This is a genomic window from Flavobacterium ammonificans (assembly GCF_020886115.1).
Lineage (GTDB): Bacteria > Bacteroidota > Bacteroidia > Flavobacteriales > Flavobacteriaceae > Flavobacterium > Flavobacterium ammonificans.
On the sequence record NZ_AP025185.1, the window covers coordinates 572,442 to 593,188 of the forward strand.

Annotated in this window: 11 protein-coding genes; 3 read left to right on the plus strand and 8 right to left on the minus strand. The window is 35.8% G+C overall.

What is annotated here, in order from left to right; all coding sequences use genetic code 11:
- Positions 1 to 6: 6 nt before the first annotated feature.
- Positions 7 to 741, minus strand: coding sequence for a lysophospholipid acyltransferase family protein (locus tag LPC20_RS02550; RefSeq protein ID WP_229326191.1), 735 nt, complete (start codon positions 739 to 741; stop codon positions 7 to 9).
- A gap of 125 nt (positions 742 to 866) precedes the next feature.
- On the opposite strand from LPC20_RS02550, the gene rnpA reads away from it, so the two are divergent.
- The 3 genes from rnpA (at position 867) to LPC20_RS02565 (ending at position 3,791) form a co-directional block, all read left to right on the plus strand.
- Positions 867 to 1,262 carry a ribonuclease P protein component gene (gene rnpA / locus LPC20_RS02555; protein WP_229326193.1) on the plus strand — a complete coding sequence of 132 codons (396 nt, stop codon included), beginning with the start codon at positions 867 to 869 and terminating at the stop codon, positions 1,260 to 1,262.
- 70 nt (positions 1,263 to 1,332) lie between these two features.
- Positions 1,333 to 2,970: a S41 family peptidase gene (locus tag LPC20_RS02560; RefSeq protein WP_229326195.1), complete on the plus strand. Its 1,638-nt coding sequence runs from the start codon at positions 1,333 to 1,335 to the stop codon at positions 2,968 to 2,970.
- Entirely contained in the window at positions 2,970 to 3,791 is an 822-nt protein-coding gene (locus tag LPC20_RS02565) for an OmpA family protein (protein WP_229326197.1), read from the plus strand. The genes LPC20_RS02560 and LPC20_RS02565 overlap by 1 nt, the downstream gene beginning before the upstream one ends.
- Here the strand turns inward: LPC20_RS02565 and LPC20_RS02570 are convergent.
- From LPC20_RS02570 to LPC20_RS02600, 7 genes are all read right to left on the minus strand, one after another.
- Entirely contained in the window at positions 3,788 to 4,237 is a 450-nt protein-coding gene (locus LPC20_RS02570; protein WP_229326199.1) for a GNAT family N-acetyltransferase, read from the minus strand. The two genes, LPC20_RS02565 and LPC20_RS02570, sit on opposite strands and share 4 nt — an antisense overlap.
- Positions 4,238 to 4,241: 4 nt before the next feature.
- Complete coding sequence (locus LPC20_RS02575; protein ID WP_229326201.1) at positions 4,242 to 5,282, minus strand: DUF4837 family protein; 1,041 nt, start codon at positions 5,280 to 5,282, stop codon at positions 4,242 to 4,244.
- Between the two features lie 13 nt (positions 5,283 to 5,295).
- The gene (locus tag LPC20_RS02580; protein ID WP_229326203.1) at positions 5,296 to 7,260 is read right to left on the minus strand and encodes a LysM peptidoglycan-binding domain-containing protein; all 1,965 of its coding nucleotides are present in this window, start codon (positions 7,258 to 7,260) and stop codon (positions 5,296 to 5,298) included.
- Between the two features lie 275 nt (positions 7,261 to 7,535).
- A complete protein-coding gene (locus tag LPC20_RS02585) occupies positions 7,536 to 8,723 on the minus strand; it encodes a phosphoglycerate kinase (RefSeq protein ID WP_229326205.1) in 1,188 nt (395 codons plus the stop codon).
- 160 nt (positions 8,724 to 8,883) lie between these two features.
- Positions 8,884 to 9,858, minus strand: coding sequence for a PorP/SprF family type IX secretion system membrane protein (locus LPC20_RS02590; protein ID WP_229326207.1), 975 nt, complete (start codon positions 9,856 to 9,858; stop codon positions 8,884 to 8,886).
- Positions 9,859 to 9,875: 17 nt separating this feature from the next.
- The gene (locus LPC20_RS02595; RefSeq protein ID WP_229326209.1) at positions 9,876 to 18,608 is read right to left on the minus strand and encodes a T9SS type B sorting domain-containing protein; all 8,733 of its coding nucleotides are present in this window, start codon (positions 18,606 to 18,608) and stop codon (positions 9,876 to 9,878) included.
- A gap of 72 nt (positions 18,609 to 18,680) precedes the next feature.
- The gene (locus tag LPC20_RS02600; RefSeq protein ID WP_229326211.1) at positions 18,681 to 20,747 is read right to left on the minus strand and encodes a PorP/SprF family type IX secretion system membrane protein; all 2,067 of its coding nucleotides are present in this window, start codon (positions 20,745 to 20,747) and stop codon (positions 18,681 to 18,683) included.

Below are 20,747 nucleotides of genomic sequence, written 5' to 3' on the forward strand. Positions count from 1 at the left end.
CTATTGTTAAATTTGTATTCCTTGTACTACTGCGCTTTCCGTTTGTTCCATTAACTCCTCAAATGAAAACTCACTCACCTTTAAAGGCTGGTGAATTGTAAATTTGAGGCGATTGCCTAATCCCATTGGGAAAGCACCAAATCGAACCATTTTCCATGAATTGTTAATGGTAATTGGGACCACATACGCAGACGGAGCGTGCTTACATAATATTTTCAATCCGCTTTGGGCGAACGACTTTGGTTGTCCGGTTCTACTTCTTGTTCCCTCAGGAAAAATTAATGCCGATCGTGTGTGTTTTTCTATGTATTCAGACAATCCTTTTATTAACGGAATGGCTTGTTTTGAGTCTTTCCTGTCTATTAAAACGGAACCCCCGTGGTTCAAATTGTAGGACACACTTGGAATCCCTTTCCCAAGCTCTTTCTTACTTACAAACTTGCAATGAAAATCTCTTAAATACCAAATAATAGCTACAATGTCATACAAACTCTGGTGATTGGCCACAAAAATAATTGGGACATTTTTGGGAATACTTTCGGTGTTTTCAAACTGATAAGTCGTTCCTAAAAGATTCGTGCAACGCACTAAAAAAAAGTTGAGATAATCTACACTTTTCTTATGCGCCTGATAACCAAAAACATTAAAACAAAACCATTGGATTGGGTGAAAAAGAACCAAAAAAAATCCGAAACACAGGTAGTAAATTATGGAAAGGGGATATGAAACTAGTTTTTGCATGCGTTGTAAATGAAGTACAATAATACAAAATAAATTTTTAGGACTATTTAAATCCTCAATAATAACGCCTATTTAGGGTTTAATTGTACCTTTGAACTCTAAAATAAGTGGTATTTTTCCCAGAAATGAATTTTAATTATCCAAAAAACGAAAAACTAAAAAGCAAAATCACCATCGGATTACTATTTTCCGAAGGAAAATCGGTGTCTAAATACCCTTTGCGTTTAGTGTATCATTCGGGTGCTTTAGGAGACGAACAACAATTAAAAGTTGGTGTTTCGGTTTCTAAAAAATACTTCAAAAAAGCAGTTGATCGTAATTATTTTAAACGTCTTTTGCGTGAGTCGTATCGTTTGAATCAACATTTGTTAAAACAACAGCTCGACCAGCCTTATGCATTAATGCTTTTTTACCAAAGCAAAGACCGCTTGTCGTTTGAGGAAATCAACACCAAAACAATTCAGTTATTTGAAAAATTCCTAGCGCAAGTTCAGGATTCAAAACAAGAAGAAGTAAAATAAACTACCACCAAAACGTAGAGTATTCTAATTTATTCTTATTTTAGACCATTCAATCTAAGCTTTCGTTACTATGATTTCTGCATTTAAAAAAAAATATTTTATTCCTGTTGTAGCGGCTGGCTTTTTGTATGTTGGCGCTAGTTTCAAGGAAGATTTTTTTGAAGTAGCCAAGCAAATTGAAATCTTTACCACGCTATTCAAAGAATTGAATAAAAACTATGTGGACGAGACCAATCCCGGCGAATTAATGGATAAAGCCATTAAAGGAATGTTGGCCAGTCTTGATCCTTACACTGTTTTCTTCAACGAGCAAGATGTGGTAAAATTTAAAATCAACAATACGGGAGAATATACTGGAATTGGGGTTTTAATTACTCGTAAAGAAGACCGATTAATCATCAAAGAACCCTATAAAAATTTCCCTGCAGACAAAGCCGGTCTAAAAGCGGGTGATGAAATTATCCAAATTGGAGATGTACTCATAGCCGACTTCAAAGACGATGCATCGCAACTATTAAAAGGGGCAAAAAATACTAAAATTGACATCAAATACATTCGCCAGGGAAAAACCAATACAACGCAAATTGTATTGGACGAAGTCGAAATCAAATCGGTGCCGTTCTATGGAAAAATAGATGAGAGAACGGGTTATATTGTATTGGCGCACTTCAACAAAAAAGCAGGATTAGAAACTAAAAATGCTTTGGAACAACTCAAAAAAGAAGGTGCTGAACGTATCGTTTTAGATTTACGCGATAATCCAGGTGGATTGTTAAACGAAGCGGTGACTATTTGCAATTTATTTGTGCCCAAAAACGAAATTATTGTTACCACAAAATCGAAAATCGACAAACACAACAATGTTTATAAAACAACAAAAGAACCTGTTGATACTGAAATTCCGCTAGCAATTATTGTTAATGGAAGAAGTGCCTCGGCTTCTGAAATTGTTTCGGGAGCTTTACAGGATTTAGATCGCGCGGTGATTGTTGGTAGTCGAAGTTTTGGGAAAGGTTTGGTTCAAAGGCCGGTTGATTTGACCTATGGGACGCAATTAAAAGTAACCATTTCTCGTTACTACACACCATCGGGTCGTTGTATTCAAGCCTTAGATTATACCCGCAAGGACAAAAACGGAATTGCCACAAAACGTGACGAGAAAAATTATACTGCTTTTAAAACTAAAAAAGGAAGAACTGTCTATGATGGTGGTGGTATTCAGCCTGATATAGCAATCGAAGAAACAAAATTAAGTCCTATTGCAGAAGCATTAGAAAGGAATGATGCTATTTTCAATTTTGCAACCCAATATTATTTTAAAAATCCAACCCTAGGCAATACGATTCCAAATATCTCAGAATCGGATTACCAAGATTTCAAACAGTTTTTAAAAACGTCTAAATTTTCTTTTAATACCCAAACCGAATTAGCATTGAAAAATACTTTGGCTACAGCCAAAAAAGAGCAAATCGACGAAGCGATTGCCATAGAATACCAACAATTATTGACTGCGCTACAAAAAAGCGAAAATGCGTTGTTGGATAAAAATCAAAGAGAAATTAAACATTTGATACAAGAAGAACTAATCAAGCGCTACCAATATCAAGATGGTTTGTATCAATTTTATCTTAAAAATAATATTGAAATCAAAAGAGCCACACAAGTGTTAAACTCCACTTCAGAGTATAATACCCTCTTAAAAATGTAATGAATAATTTTTTCAAAATAGGATTGTTACTGTTAGTCTTGAGTGGTTTTGCACAAGATAAAGCCTCACATACTGTCTATTTTGATTTAGATAAAGATCATCTTAAAGAAACTCAAAAAGACCTACTCTGTGATTTTTTTCAAAAAATTGATAGTAGTCACATCGAATCCATTAGTGTTTTTGGTTACTGTGATGATAGAGGATCTTCTTTGTATAACATTGATTTGTCAAACCGAAGAGTTCAGACGGTTGAGGCGGTTTTAATGCGACTAGGTATTCCTCAAAAAAAAGTAATTAACCTAGAGGGAAAAGGTAGAATTATGGTGAATAAAGACACTATTTCCGACTTAAATGAAACTCGATCTAAAAATAGGAGAGTAGTAGTTTTTGTAAAAAAAACATTGCAATCTCAATATTTTATGGGAATTCCGAAGCTTTATACTGAGTTTCAATTTCCGCATACAAAAGGGGATCGTATCTATTTGGAACACGTAAAATTCGAAACAGGAAGTAGCTATTTAGATTTGAATTCAAGAATAATTTTAGATAAAACAATTGCTTACTTGAAAAACAATCCAACTATTGTTTTTGAAATTCAAGGACATGTTTGTTGCACGCCGCCTCAATATACAGATGCTTTAGACAAAGTAACCAGAGACCGGAAGCTTTCATACAACAGAGCAAAAGCAGTTTACCGTTACCTTGTAATGCGAAAAATAGACCCTTCTCGAATGACATTTAAAGGATATGGCAATCGATTTCCGTTGGGTAAAGCTGTTGAATTAGACCGTAGAGTGGAAATAGTAATTATAAAATCTTAATTACTTTTATCCATTTGAATGTGTGGGATATCGTCCTCTAAATACATTTCACTTGTTTGTACAAATCCATGCGATTCATAAAATTTCTTCAAATACAGTTGGGCTCCAATTGTAATTTGAGTTGCTCCATAATGTTCTAAAATTCCTTCAATGGCTTGACGCATTAATTCATGTCCCCATTTGCGCTCTCTGTATTTTGCATCGACCGTAACACGACCAATTGAGGCATGAACAAAAGAAATTCCAGGTTTTAAAAGTCGGGCGTGAGCCACAATTTTTCCTTCGAAAGTGCCAAATAGGTGTAATGCTTTTTGATCTTTACCATCTAGATCAAGATACACACAATTTTGTTCAACAACGAAAATTTCGCTTCGCAAACGAAGAATATCGTACAACTCGTGTACAGAAAGTGATTCAAATGATTTAATCTTCCATTCTAATGCCATGAATTTATTTTTTATGTGGGGTAAAAGTAGTGTTTTTTAGCAGTTGAACCGATTGCATAATAGCATCTAACTCGTGCATAGTATCTCTCTTTTCTTTAGAGGGAGAGTAACAAAATCCTTCTAAAACAATTACCCTTTTTTGAACAGAATCCATAATAGTGTAATTGATATAAGGACCGGACATATAATCGTTTTGAAGTTGCCAAGTACCTCTGGTTTCGTAAGCTAGTCGATTGTCTATTTTTGTCTTAAAAAAATAAGGGGAATATCCTGTTTCAGAAATCATGTGTGTATTCGGTTCCGTACCTTGAATGTATTTTCCAACCGAGTCGCGCATAGTTCGAATTGAATTTGATATCGCGTTAGCTTTAATGATTGATAATGGGAATTGGTATACTAGTAAACTACTACTACCGCGATTGTTGTTGTGCTTCAACCAGATAAAATTGGGTTTTCGCATCACTAATTCAAAATCCGATGGGACTTGTAAACCAACATGAAATAGTTTCTTTATAATAGAATGCGTACTAGCTGATTTACTAGAGATTCTTTGACTTTCTGCTATTTCACCACCTTCAATACGCTGAATTATTTCTGGCGAATGTTTTTCAAGTAACTGAACTATTTCTTCGGCAGTTGTCCCCGATATATGAAATACATTTTGAGGAGTAGCGTATTGATTTCTCTTGATTTCAAATTGCGTTTTTACCCCTTTTTTAATTACAAGAATGGCACGGCTATTTGTGGCATAACCTTCTAATAATTTGACTGGATATTGATTGATGGTAAACAATGGTTCTTCCTCAGGAAGTCCAATTACAGCTGAAGCAAATTTATTTCTGATGCTATCGCCAATTTCACCATTCCACAATTGATCATCAATAAGTACCGAAATCGTGTTGATTTTACCTGAAGTTTGGCGAATGCTTTCTTGCTCTTTCTTAGCACAAGAAACAACTAAGATGGAAAGTAAAAAGTGTAAAAAATAGGATGCCTTCATCATCCTAAATAGAGTATTAAATCCTGCCCCAATTGAATTTGGCATTCGATTCATCTAATTAACCGTTTATTTTTAATTTCATCCCCGGTTTCAATTCGTCATCTTTGATATTATTCCATTTCTTTAAATCAGAGATGGTAACACCTGGGTATTTTTTAGAAATCGTGTACAACGAATCTCCCTTTTTTACATAATATTCCAACTCTTTTTGGTTTGAACTCGGAAAATTATCTTTCTTTTTAAAACTAGATACAGTCGCTTTATTAGTGCCTATTACAATTTCATTCTTGGCTACAATCAAGCTATTTCCAACAGCAATAGCATTTGATTTTAAGTTATTCCATTGTTTTAATTCTACTACACTTACTCCAAATTTCTTAGCAATAAGGCCTAAATTATCTCCTTTTTGAACGCTGTAAGCAATATCTTTTCTTTCAACGGTATCGGCGACTTCTTCTTTTTCTGTTGGGTTTTGCACAACTTGAAGCGAAGCTCCTAAAGAAACATTTGTACTGCTAAGCTTGTTCCACTCTTGAATATCAGCAACAGTAGTGTTAAATTTCTTAGCAATAGCGCTTAAATTATCTCCTTTTTGAACCACATAGAATGATGCAATAGAAGTTTTAATGCTGTCTTTTATTGTGTCCGCTTTGGCTACAGCCGTAGTTTTTTGTTCTACATCAGTGGCGTTAATTTTGAGATTTTTGCCATAGGCTACCCAATTTCCATTAATGTTATTCCACTTTTTAAGATCCTCAACAGCCACATCGTATTTCTTAGCAATGCTAATTAAATTGTCTCCTCGTTTTACACGATAATAACGCACTTTGGCTTGTGCTATTCGTTGTGATGTATTTACTGAATCTTGAACGACAATTGGTTTAACAATTTGGAATGGTTTCTCGCGTAAATTGGCTTCTTTGTCCACGTAGGCATAAATCTTAGATTCATTAGAAGTAAAAATTGCCATTTTATCTTGCGGCAACCTCAAAAAATGCGTTTGATCTTTGTAGGCAGGAACGATATTTAATTTGTAGGATGGATTTAAAATTTGCAATTGTGCCACTGGAATATCAATCAAATCGGATATTTGTTTGAAAGACATTTGTCTTTTAACCATTACGGTATCAGTTGCAAAATGTTTAATTGGTGCTTTTTCAGGTACAATTCCATGTTCTTTATGGTATTCGTAAATATACATCGTGGCTAGAAAAGCCGGAACATATCCTTGTGTTTCTTTAGGTAAGTTTTTTCGAATGTTCCAATAATTTTGTTGTCCGCCAGAACGACGAATTGCTTTAGCTACATTTCCTGGTCCTGAATTGTACGATGCCAAAACTAAATCCCAATCGCCAAAAATAGCATACATGTTTTTCATGTATTGGGCTGCAGCCTCACTAGCCTTAAGCGGATCGCTTCGTTCATCAATATAAGAATCAATTTTTAAACCGTACTGTTTTCCTGTTTGGTACATGAACTGCCAAAGACCTGTTGCGCCAACTCTTGAAACGGCTTTAGGATTCAATGCCGACTCTACTACAGCTAAATATTTAATTTCAAGCGGAACATTATGCTTATCAAATGCTTCTTCAAAAAGAGGAAAATAAAATTCTGAAACCGCCATCAAACGTTCAAAAGAACGTTTTCTGTTTTTCAAAAATGACTTAATGATATTCTCTAAACCTTGGTTGTATTCAATATGAAATGGCGATTTCTCGTCCATTGCCTGTAATCGTGCTTTTAACAAGTCTGTAGATAATTCATACTCTACTTTCTCATCAATATTGATCGTTTTAATATCTTCTGTAAGATTGTTGTAAATGTCTAAATTGGTTAATTCTTTTAACCACAAACTGTCTACACAAGCTGCTAAATCGTCTTTAACAAAGGTTTTTTTGATAGAATCAAGAGCGGTAATTTTATTCTCTGAAGTAGTACTGGTTTTTTTTAATGCATTTTCCTGCGAAAAAAGAGAAAATGAAACAAGTAATACAAATGGGTATATTAAATTTTTTATAATCATAACTGAAGCATTCAAGGGGCTTAATTTCAAACGATTAAATAATCATTTTTACAAACTTACTAGGTTCTAACTGAAAAATTCTATAAATAGTGTTAAAAAATCAATTTTTAGCCCATTTTTAAACATTTTTGATTGATTTGACTTCAAAAAAAAGCTTGAAATTACATCTTTTATCAAAAATTAAAAAAATTAAAAAAGGAAAAACCTTAGCTAAAATTACTTCGCTAAGGTTTCCTATTGTATTGGATCAAGTCGGATTTAGACTTAAAATTTGTTTATTCTAGAATGGCAGCAATGCCAGGTAAAACTCTACCTTCTAACATTTCTAACATGGCTCCTCCTCCAGTTGAAACATAACTTACTTTATCTTCAAAACCAAATTGTTTTACAGCTGCAACCGAATCGCCACCACCTACAAGAGAGAAAGCTCCGTTAGCAGTTGACTCTGCAATAAATTCTCCTAAAGCAATGGTTCCTTTTGCAAAAGTTGGCATTTCAAATACGCCTAAAGGGCCATTCCAAAGAATCGTTTTTGATTCTAAAATTACTTTTTTGAATTGTTCTAATGATTTTGGTCCCGCATCCATTCCTTCCCAACCATCAGGAATTGCAATTACATCAACCGCCTGTGTATTAGCATCATTTGAAAATTTATCTCCCGCAATTACATCTACTGGAATATGAATTTGAACTCCTTTTTCTTTAGCTAAACGCAAAATTTCCAAGGCTAATTCTTGTTTGTCATCTTCACAAATTGAATTTCCAATTTTTCCACCTAAGGCTTTCACAAAAGTAAAGGTCATTCCGCCACCAATAATCATGTGGTCAACTTTGTCTAAAATATTTTCGATAACTGTAATTTTTGAAGATACTTTAGAACCTCCAAGAACAGCAGTTACTGGTTTTACGCTGTTTTTCAAAACTTTATTCAAGCTTTCGATTTCTTTAGCAAGTAGGCTTCCAAAACATTTGTCATTTGGAAAAAACTGTGCAATAATTGTAGTCGAAGCGTGTGCTCTGTGTGCTGTTCCAAAAGCATCGTTTACATAAATATCTCCTAAAGATGCTAGTTCTTTGGCGAAAGCCACATCTCCAGCTTCTTCTTCAACATGAAAACGTAAATTTTCCAATAACAACACTTCACCTACTTGTAATTTATCTGAGGCTGATTTAGCTTCAGGGCCTACACAATTAGCAGCAAATTGAACGGGTACGCCTAAAATAGCTGAAGCCGTTTTTAAGATATGTTTCAATGAATATTTATCTTCGGCTCCTTTTGGACGTCCTAAATGTGACATTAAAATTACACTTCCACCATCTGCCAAAATTTTATCAATTGTTGGTTTCGCAGCTTCAATACGAGTGGCATCTGTTACATTGAAATTTTCATCCAATGGGACGTTAAAATCAACGCGAATAATTGCTTTTTTATCTTTAAAATTTATATCGTTTACCGTTTTCATTGTGCTCTTTTTTTTTAGTTTTTGCTTGTAGATGAACAAATATAGGACTTTTCGTGTAGCGACAAATTCTAAATCCCTATAAAAAATGAATTTTTCTTAACGAAAACGTTGTAATTAAAGTAATTAATTATTTTTTATTCTGTTTTCTTAAAAACTACCGTTAATCGTGAACCGGACTTTGGGTACAAGGGCAATCACTAATTCCTTGTAGGAAATCAAATCCTAGTGTAATCATGTGTGTGCCAGAATTATAGGCCGCAATTTGGCTCAATGTAATTTGATAGGAATACCCAAAATAAAAATTAGCTTTTTTAAATCCCGCCATTGGGCCTACTGCTAATGGGTTGAGTGCTTGATCGTTCAAAAAACGATACGAAACTCCCGCCCAATAATAGTCGTCATAACTATTGTAACGGCGGTATTTTATATTAATATCTGTTGTCGAACGTTGGTCTCCAGCAAAATATTGAAAAAAAATGGAGGGCTCTATTTCAACGTTTCGGTTATAGCTGTTTTTAATTAGGTAGCCCGAATAAAATTGGTAATTCAAAATCAAGCTAGGTTCAATTCCTGTGAATCTATCGATGCTCTTTGGTAAAACATTTGTCGCGTTGAAACTCATATAAAACCCTTTGTTTCGATACAAAAGACCAACGTCAAAATTATTGTTAGATATTGATCTGTTGTTAATTATACTGGGATCTAAAATTGGTATTTCGTGGGTGGTATTGAATTTGCTAATGTCAATTTTAAAACTATTAATGTTATAAGACAATCCAAAAGACAAATACTGTTTTGAATAATAATCTAAAATGATATGATGGGCAAAAGAAAATTTCGCGCCAGTTTGAGAAGTATTTCCATTGCTATCGTTATACAACGAAAGGCCTATTCCTGATCGATTTCTAATTCTAAAATCAGCATAGAGGGACTGGTTTTGAGGGGCGTTTTTAATTCCTACCCATTGTGTTAAACCGTTGGCACGTATTCGTAAATTATCCCCTATTCCTGCAAATGTTGGGGACAAAACAAAGTGATTATCGGCTAAATATTGAGTAAAAACAGGTAGATGTAATTCTTGGCTAAAGCCAAAAAAACAAAATAACAGAAAGCCATATGTAAATTTTAATTTCATTGAACTTGTTTATTTCTTTATCTGTAAAGTGTAAAATGGCCCACAAACTCCCTGTCGTCTTTTGGATCATTGAGCTTTAACACATACCAATAATCGCCTGAAGGAAGCTCTGCTCCTTGGTACTTTCCATCCCAAGTTTGACCCAAACGATAGCTTCCCAATTCTCGTCCGTAACGATCCAATATTGTATACGTCAGGTTTTTGTAATTAATAGTACATCCAGGTGCCCAGGTATCATTAATTCCATCTCCGTTTGGCGTAAAATAGTTAGGGGTACAAATGTCTATGTAATTGAATTTTTGGGTAGCCGAGCTGATACATCCGTTAGCGTCTTTAACGGTTACTAAATAATCTTGAGTGGTATAATAAATATAATTGGGAGTTGAACCATAATTTTCCCCTTCAAAGGTGAAAGTATAATTGCCTCCGCCTCCACTAGGAACTGCAATAATTTCGTTTAAGCCACCCGATTTTAAACTCAAAACTAAAGGGTCCATTTTTAAAATCGTCAATACAGGAGTGTCTTTAACACATCCATTAATGTGTTTCACTCTAATAAAATGATCTCCTGGACTAAGATTAGAAAATGTATTTGAAGCTTGATAAACCCCTCCATCTAAAGCAAATTGTACCAAAGCGGTATTGGCGATACTTGAGTCTAATTGTACTGTTACCAGATTGTTTTGTGCGTTGCTAACACAATCATAATTGACAGATATTGTTGGGTTTAGCTTTACAGCATTGTCAAGAGCTACTGTCCAATTCAAAATACAATTGTTAGCATCTTTGATATAAACGGTATGATTTCCACCCGTCAAATTAGTAAAATTAAATTGTGTTTGAATCGCGGTGCCAGTTGTAAATGGACCTGATGGATTGTCTACTGAAACACTATACGGCAAAGTCCCACCCGAAGCAACTATACTAAACTGAGCATTTTTATCGTCAAAACAAATTTCTTGTACAATCGAAGAGGGAATTGTCACCGCACTTAATACTGGTGGTTCGGTGATTCTTAAAGTTGTTTTTTCATAACACCCGAGGGCGTCTTGTACAAGCAAATCGTAGTCTCCTGGGGCTAGATTTTGAAAAAGATCCGATTCAGTAAACTGACTTAAATTAGGAGATATCGCATGTTTAATTGTTACCGTTCCTCCCAAAGAAGTAATTTTTACTGAACCATCATTGGATCCAGCACATAATGCGTTTTTTAAAGAAAAGCTAGGATTTAATTTTGCTGCGGGTTCGGTAATTGTGATGATAGAAGATTCCACAGGGTTACAATCAGCGCTTGTTACTTTTACCTTGTACTTTCCGGCAGGAAGTCCTGCAAATATTCCAGTGGGTTGGGCTGTTCTAATTATACTATTTCCCTCATCTAAAAGTGTATAAAAATAATTGCCTAATCCGCCTTGGGCTGAAGCCAAAATAGTCGCAGTGCTTTCTCCAAAACAGTTTACTTTAGCAAATGTAGTATCAACCGCTACTGATAATCCTACTGGGGTTGCCACCACTACATCATTGGAAATATAAGAACCGCAACCATTAGTGTCTTTGATGTAATAACGATTCACGCCTGGATTTCCATTTAAGGGGTTTGAAAGTGTTGGAATGAAATCGAGATTATTACTACTATAACTGAATGGAGGAGTTCCTCCCGTAATTTGTAAATCCAATTGTGCTGGATTCATACATGTTGGAGGAGTTAACAAAGACAATGTAGCTACAACATTATTGGGTTCGTTAATTATAATTTGTGCCGATGTTGCGGTACAAGACCAATTATCAGTAACCGTAACCGTGTAGATTCCTGCGCCTAAGTTTTTAAATTCAGTATCGGTTTGTGGGCCTAAAATCAGCGGATTTGGACTGGTTTTGTTTAAAGTGTACCAATAATTACTACCCTGTCCTCCTGAAACTGTTGAAACTAAAATGCTAGCATTTTGATCTCCAAAACATTGTAATTGAGTTTTGTCAGCAGCAGCGGTTAGTGCAATTGGATTAGGATTGGTTAACATAACCAATTTTTCTACTTCACAGCCTTGAGCGTCTCTCACATAAACTTTGTAAGTGCTTTGTGTTAAATTGCTCAATTCAGAAACATCGCCCCAGTCTTCTATTACCGTTCCTGCTTTTTCCCATTTGAACTCATAAAAATCTGACCAACCTCCCATTGGCAAAGCGGTTATTTTACCGTCGTTATTACCAATTGCGCAGGTAATTGCTGAAAGTGTTGTATTTAAATCAAGAGCTGCGGTAGGCTGACTTATTGTGAAATTTTTAGTTACACTACAAAACGGCGTGTTAGTCAATGTCGCCGTGATGCTATAGACATCTGCTTTTAACCCAGAAATTGGAATTGGACTAGCGTTGGTAGAGGTTGAAGACTGTATTGTTATTCCTGAACTATCTTTAATAGTATAATCAAAAGCACCTGCTTTACTTGGCGTGTTTCTATCTATTAAAGTTATGTTAGCACTTCCATTCGCCCCTCCAAAACAACTAACATCTACGACCGAATCAATGGTTATATCAAACGTATTCGGTTCATTAACGGTATATACTTCTTGTATGGTACAATTTGTTACAGTGTTTCGAGCTGTAATTAGGTATTCGCCAACAGTTAAACCTGGAAAAATTCCAGTTGGATTAGAAGAAAAAGGGGTTCCTACCAAACTTCCCGAAACTGGAATTAACGAATATTCTAAATCGCTTGACGGAATTGTAGTTGGTGTTACTGAAACTTGAATAGTTTCACTTAATAACGAGCAACTAATTTCATTCGTGACAAACACATTAATTGTGTCCAAAACATACAATGGGTCTATAATTGCTGTTGTCGTTCCCGAACAACCTTTGTCATCATATACATTTATAGTATAACTGCCGCCATTTAGGTCTGTTTCGATGTAGATTGGGCTAGACCCAAACTGCACTCGAGTTCCATTTTTTATAAATTCATATTGGGTGTAGGTTCCTGAACCACCTGATACTCCACTAACCGTAATGGATGCGTTGTTTAAATTATTGGTCGAATTACAGCCAAATTCCGTCACGGTTGGTGTTGGAACAACAATTACAATAGGCTCGCTTACAAAAATCGAATCTGTTGCTACACAACCTCTTCCAGAAATTACCTCAACAGTATAACTTCCCGCAGCTAAACCTGAAAAAATATTAGATGTTTGTGGAGTTCCGCCGTTTAGGCTGTATGTGTAAACTGGATTGTCGTTTATTCCTGGCGCTGGCGTTGCTATGGCTACAGTTATGGAGCCATCGCTTCCTCCATGACAACTAACCGATTTTGGTGTTAAAGTTAAACCTGTTACTGCCGTTGGAACTTCCAGATTTACTAAAATACTCTTTTCACAAAGCGTGCTATTGTCTTTTATATAAATTGTATGCGGTCCAGAACTCAATCCTGAAAAAATAGGACTAGTACCATAACTTCCTGTATCGATTTTATATTCAAAACTACCTGAACCACCCACAGGAATAGCTTGAATTTCGCCATTATTAAGTGAGCAAGAGGGTTGTTTAATTACTCTTGAAGACAATCCTAAAGGGCTATAAATTTTTAACAGTTTCGTATCCGAACAACCATTCACATCTTTTACACTAATACTGTAATCTCCTGAGTTTTGATTGGACAAAGTATGAGGGAATGCCGATGTAATGGGCGCAAAAACGCTTCCGTTTACAGTCAAATAATAAGGCGCGATTCCTGCGGTTGTTGTTGTTAAATTGATTGTAAAAGTCCCTTCGGGTTCGCATGGATTGGTAACCGATAAATCAATAACAGGTTTTGGGTCTTTGGGTAAATAAATAGTCATTGATTTAACACAACCATAAGCATCTCTAACAGATACAATATAATTTCCCTCATCAACAGAGAATGTATTATGATTTACCCAATTCCCTGGAATCAAAGAAGGTGGTGGTGGAACGAGGCTAATGCCTGTGCCAGGTCCAATGGATGAACTATCCGTTACAATTTGATATTGATAGGGCGCTGTACCACCTTTGGCTCGAATACTTATTATTCCATTTTCATTACAATTGACTTTTTTTAGAACAGAAGCGGTAAATTCTAATGATAATGCAGATTCAGTAATGTTAAAAGTATCCGAAGCAATACTGCAACCTGCATTTGGAGCACCGGTATCTTCTTTTATCAACACAAAATAATTTCCAAAAGGCAAATCGCCTAAATCAGAAATTGTAATGCTGTTATTTGGATTAATCGAAATGGTTCCTGAAACTCCTGAAACAGGAACTGCCGATTGTGAATTATAAATCTGATAGAATATTGGCATTGCTACAGTATAGTTGTTTGTTACCTTAAACGATACTTTACCATTTGCTTCGCCTTTACAAGTTATATTTTTTACTTGAAGATTGCTCAATACCAAAGTAGAGTTAGTTTTTATTGCAGTTTCAGCTGTTTTATAATGATAACATTTGGTGGTTTCGTCGTAAACAATAAAAGTATATTTTACTCCAGAAATTAATCCAGTGAACGTAGCTGATTTAGCAGTGTCTCCTTTTATCCAAGCGGGATTTAATAAATTAAATACTAAGCCAGGTGTGTAAATTGCAAAATAAAAAGGACCTGCTGAGCTAAATGCAGTATTGTCAGCAATTCCTACTATAGCCCTCCCTCCTAAACTACAATTTATTGTTGAAGTTGAAACATTTATATCTAAATCAGTTGGTGGAGAAGCTACTTTTACATCTTGAATCAAAACAGAACAGCCATTGGAATCGACTACATTAATTTGGTACAAACCAAAATCCACTACGTCAAATGTATGGGAAGTGGATCCTGAATTATTTATCTCAAAATTATTGTATCCATTAACTCCTGTTACAAAGTAATTGTACGAAGGGATTCCACCAACAACACCATCTACTATTACCGACCCTTTGGAAATCCCTAAACTAGTACACGTAATATCAACCGTATGAGATGTTACAATTATTTTAGCTGGTTCAGAAATAATTGTATTCAATTTAGCAGTACACAAATTACTATCCGTAACTGTGACTTCATAATTACCAGCGGGTAAGCTAAAAAGTTGACTGCCATAATTCGTATTCGTTGTTGTATTTTTTACTGAATACGTAAACGGAGCTAATCCCTTAGCTTTATTCAAATTAACCTGAATAGCAGCCGTGTTCTCAGCATGACACAAAATGGATTGAATTTCGGTAAAAGATAAAATTTCAGGATTTACTTTAGAATTTACTATAACTGCATTGGTAGTTTTTGAGCATCCATTAGCATCAATTATAGAAAAACTATAGGTTCCTGGATCGGTTTCTGAAATGGAATATACAAAGGAAGAATCACCAACTGGTATCGTTATGTCGGAGGAAATTGTAGCAGTACCTTTTTTTACTTGATAGCGCAAAGGCCTCACACCTCCTTCAAAAGTTACTTTAATTTTGGCATCTGGACTTGCGGTGCAATCCAAGGCTTTGGTTAAAACAGCCGCTACTTTTAATTCATTGCCAATTGTAATATCCTGAGTAGTCGCTTTACAATTATTGGCATCTGTAACTTCTACTTTGTGTGTACCTGGCGCTACATTTGTAAATGTATTTGAATTTTGTAAAGCGCCACCATTTAAACTAAACGAAAAAGGCGCTGTTCCAGAAGCGACATTTATTTTTATAGTCGCTTGATTCACAGAATCATAACATAAATCAGAACTAAAATCTACAGTTGGAACAGGTATTGGAGGTGGTACAACTATAACAGGAACCAGACTCGTATTACCACAACCATTAGCGTCGAGTCCGCGAACTGTGTAAGTTCCAACTGGCACATTCTCAAAAACACCAGATTGAGCAGGGCGTATTTTGTTTATGTTGAGTTCATCCCACAATTCATATTGATAAAAAGGAGTTCCTCCAGTAGAAGTAGCAGTAATCGTTGCGCCACGACTACAACTGGCTTGAATTGTCACACTAGCCGAAGTCACTATTGGAGATGGAGCTGTAATAGTAATTGAAGGGAAGGATTTAACACAAATTCCGGTTGCGGTAGGATTATAACGGACTTTTACATCATAAGTTGCTCCTCCTAAACCCGAAATGATAAAAGGTGATGTTGTAGCTGTTTGCCAAGTAACGCCTCCATCTTTTGAAACTTGATAGCCAGAAGTGGTGTTGAAATTTTGAGCCGCAATGGTTATTTCTCCATTACTTAATCCATGACAAGTCACATTTTTGGTATTGGTTATTGAAGCGGCAAAATCTTTTCCTGTAGGGACATTAAAAATAACTTTTCGGGAAGAAGCACATAATTTAGGAATTTGGTAGGCTGTAATATCATCAATGGCTAAGTCATTACCGCCACCATTAGGATTATTGTTTCTAACGATAAATCGTAATGAAGAATTATTACCAGGATTTAATGAAACAGGCGTTACTGGATATTTATTCCATAATTCATTTCTTGGCACATTCCCAGTATTTATTGTTGAAATTTCATTACCCAATTGATCAACCAAAGCAATGGTTATATTTGGAGGTGTTGCATTATAAGTTGTGCGTAATAAATTAGTTACATAAAATTCCACAATAATTGGCTGATTGGGAATGATATCAGCAATAGTTTTTTCGTATAAAATAGCTCTTGGATTAAGGTTGGCATCCACATTAACTGCCAAAAATCGTCCCAATGGAGTAACTGGAGAAGTAGGAGGTGTATTGTCTTTTGGGCTATACCAAGCTCCATAAGGCGAGACGATTCTTGAAGTTACAGAGTAGTCACCATCTTGAATAACTATACTCCCTTTACACCGAGTTGCTGTAACCTGTCTCTCAAAACAATAGGTTGCATTCATTCCTGGTGAAGTAGTATCAGCTCCATAGCCAAAGTCTTCCTTCAATAAATTACTATACGTTGGAACTAATAAGGGTTCGTATTTCACTTCAACCGTATGTTGTCCTGGAGGTAGATTGGAAAAATTAGGAGATGTTTGAAAAGCACCTCCATCCAAGGAATACCTATAACTGAAAACGGTATTGGTTGTGGTAGTAGCATTGATCACACTATTTGCCGTTCCATCACAATTAAATGATTGATTTGTTACTGTGACAATTGGAACACCAATATCTTCTACTGTAACTTCTGGCAAGGCCGAAACACATCCGTTCTTATCTTTGATGTAAAACACATATTTCCCCGCAGGATGTAAAGATGTAGTAGAAGTAGTCCAAGAGGCACGATTATCAAAACTGTATTCATACGGCTCAGTTCCTCCTTGCGGATTGGTGATTCGGATTCTCGCCTTATCTAAGTCGGTAGAAATACAGCCTATTAATTCTGAAACTCCTGCAACGGCTGATAGTCCAAACTGAGGTTGAGTTATAGTAACCTCTTTTGTTTCGGTGCATTTGACTCCGCCATAAGTGTACTCAATTACGGTTTTAAAAGTAGTTCCCGCAGGAGTGGCTAATAAACCTTGAAAAACGGGATTAGTTGTAAAATCTTGATCATCTCTAATGCGGTATCTCAAGCTATAGCCATTAGCATTAGTAACATTAAATTTGATTTGCCATGAATTAGGAAAATAGCAGTTTTCGTTTGTTGCTTCAATTTTATAAACTGGAGCAGGTTGTGATGGCACAGTTACACTAATTTGATTTGTTAAGCCATTAGTGTCTACAACTTTAACAATGTAAGTTCCTGCTATAGGAACAGGAATTAAATCGCTAGTTGGCGTCGTATTTCCGTTAAAAAAATACTGATAGGGCGCGGTTCCTCCGGTAACTACAACTTTAATACTTCCTGGTTGGCAAGCAACCGGTTGAACGGTTGGTGTGATTTGAAACGGAGCGGTAGAATTAATGGTAACTTCCCCCGATTTCCAATTACAATCGTCTGTTCTTACCTCCCAAGTATAGGTTCCTGCATTCAAATTGGGAAAAAGGTGTTCGTTATCAAAAGAAGCATTCTTTTCACTTATCAGTAGGCCTCCTTGTAGGATTCTGTAATAATACTGTTCTCTAACTCCCGAAACGCTTAATTTAACATCGCCTTGCTGCCCTGATGTTGCGGATGGAATTACTGATGCAGCAACCACCATATCATTATTGGTTATGGTAACTGGTATATTAAAAACACAATCTGTTGGTGTGGCACCCACTCGTCTTACCTTGACATTAAAAGTTCCCGCTGTTGAAACAGAAAATGTATTGGAAACTTGATAATTCGTTCCATCTACGCTGTATTCATAACCCGTTAATTGCGCCACCCTGATTTCTCCTGGTTGACCACAATACATATCCGTTTTTGTAACTGGAATGTCTAATCCATTTTGGTATACGTTAAAATAATACGTTGTTTGAGTGGTATCTGAATTAGTAATAACAACCTTAAAATGACCTCCTGCTGAGACAGTAAAATTTGGTGATGTTGCGACTAACGTCCAAGTACACGGAGAATTACTATTAGAGCAATCATCTGTAATAGTAGAACAAGATCCTTCGTTAAATTTATACCAACTCACAGTTAGGCCGGGAAAATCAGTTGTAATTAATCGTGTATCTAAACTACCGCATAAGAAAAATTTAGGCATGTCACTATTATCGTCAAAACATGTTGTTGTTACATCAGCTAACGAAATAATAGGATTATTCGATTGAGAAAAACCATTAGAACTATATACAAATAAGCATAACAGCAATACAAATTGCTCTTTTATAATTGTTTTAATTATGGATTTTATCCAATTCATTTTGGGATCGTATTTTTACATTATTTATTTCATTTTTCTGAAGGGCGAGAAAAAAAAACCCAATTATTCCCTCTATTTTTCCATTTTAACAATAGTCATTGCGCCATTATATGGAGCACTTCCTTTTTTATTTAACGCTTGTTTTGCAGCTTCTATAGTCTCAAATGATTCGTAGTAAATAAAATATTTACTTGAATTAGCATCGTAAAAGAAGTTCACATTAGCTTCTCCTGAAGCTACTGTTTTGGTTAAAAACTCATCTCTTTTAGCCACTTCGTTATGCACTGCAATGACTACATAATAGCCCGGCAACACATTTTTATTGCCTTTAATGATTTGTACATCAGGCTGAACTTCACCTGAATCAAAATCACTCGGTTTCAGCGGTACTGTACTCAATACTGTAGTTTCTTTAATTCGTTTCAACGTAGCGATATCTTGGGCTAAACGACCGTCAACATTCACAAAAGAAGCCCTTTTTATGCGGCGTTTTTTCTCAATTTCAGTAGCTTCTTTAATCTGCTCTAAGGAACGATTCAAATCAGCATTCGCTTGCACTGCTGCCAGATGTTCCTCTTTTAAATTTTGGATAGTCGCAGCATATTCTTTCAACAAGATTTCATCTTGCTCATTGCCTTTTTTCATTTTTTCAGAATAGGCGTTTTCTAATTCTCTAATTTTATCTTTCTGCTCTTTGGCAATAGCCGTAATTTCAGTTTGTAATAATTCTAATTCGCTATTTTCTAGAGCACTGCTTTTAAAAGGTTTGGGTTCTGTGTAAATTCCTTGTTCGCTCAAATCATTTTCTTGTTTCATTTGTGCCAAATCGTTTTCTCTTTGGGCAATAGTAACCGTTAATCGATTCAATAAATTATCCTGCTTGGTTTTGGTCACCGCCAATACCGCTGTTAAATTATCAATCGCAACAAATTCTCTGTCTTTAGGTTTTGGCATGATTGCCTTTGTTGTGTCTTTTTGAGGCTGGGCTTTCGCCAAAGCAGATGTAGTCACAATCGCATCTTTTGTAACCAACGATTCAACCACTTGTTTTGGTGGGGCGATAGTGTCGCGTGAAGGTTTCACAACCGCAATTGGCTTTTCTTGAACAGGCTCTTTTAAAACTACTGGCGCCGTCTTTTCTTTTGGTTTTTGAACTGCTTTTGGTTTTGAATAGGCAATCCCTCTCTCAGAAGCCGGAGGGATAATGGAACCCAAATCGTCTTCGTCATAATTCGAATTGCGGTTAGAGAATTTATAAGCAAAACCTATTTCATGCGAGGCTCCAAAATTGGTAAAATTGCCTAATCCTCTTTCATAATTATACTCCAAAGCAATCGATTGACTAATGTTAACCCCTAAACCACCCGAAATTCCAAAAATGGTATTGTATCCTAATTGTGTCCAAACCCCATTAGGTATCGTTAGCATTGCCAAACCAGAAATACCGATTTTATCTTTTCTAAATTCAGACCGTAGTAATCCCGAGAATTTACTTTTATCAAAAAAACCATTCCCCTCTATATAGCCTGTGTGCATCAAATGAACCGAAACACTTTTTTCAGGATCGTCAACTACAAGTTCAGACGTACTTAAATTGTAGACCAAAAAATTATTCACTGACACCCCAAAATCAAGAAAGGAAGTGCCGTAATTAATGCCTGGATTCAATACAAAATAAGAGTTAGAGGGAAAGGTTTCTATAAGAGGATCTGGAAAATTCGTAATCACTTTAGAGGCATTCAAGCCACTTTTGTAAAAGCCTAAATTCAATCCAAAAGTTAGATTACTATCCCACTGTAATTCAATATTATGAGCAAAATTAGCTACCGCGCCAAAAGTAGTTAAGACTCCTTCATTTTGCTGAAACAAGCCTACTGCTATTCCTTCATTTTGTAAAAATCTTCCGGAGTAACTTACTAAATAGGTTTGTGGCGCGTTCTCAAAAGTTACCCACTGGCGCTTGTTATAAAAAGTGACCACTGGCGCTTGTTCTCGCACAAATGAAAAAGCAGGATGAAGTAGAAAGCGATTGAATTTTAATGAATTCCGAATGTGTATTGCAAAAGAAGTCACCACCTCCGACTGCGCAAACAGGGGCTGAAAACAACAAAATAGAACTATTGCAAGATAATTTTTCAT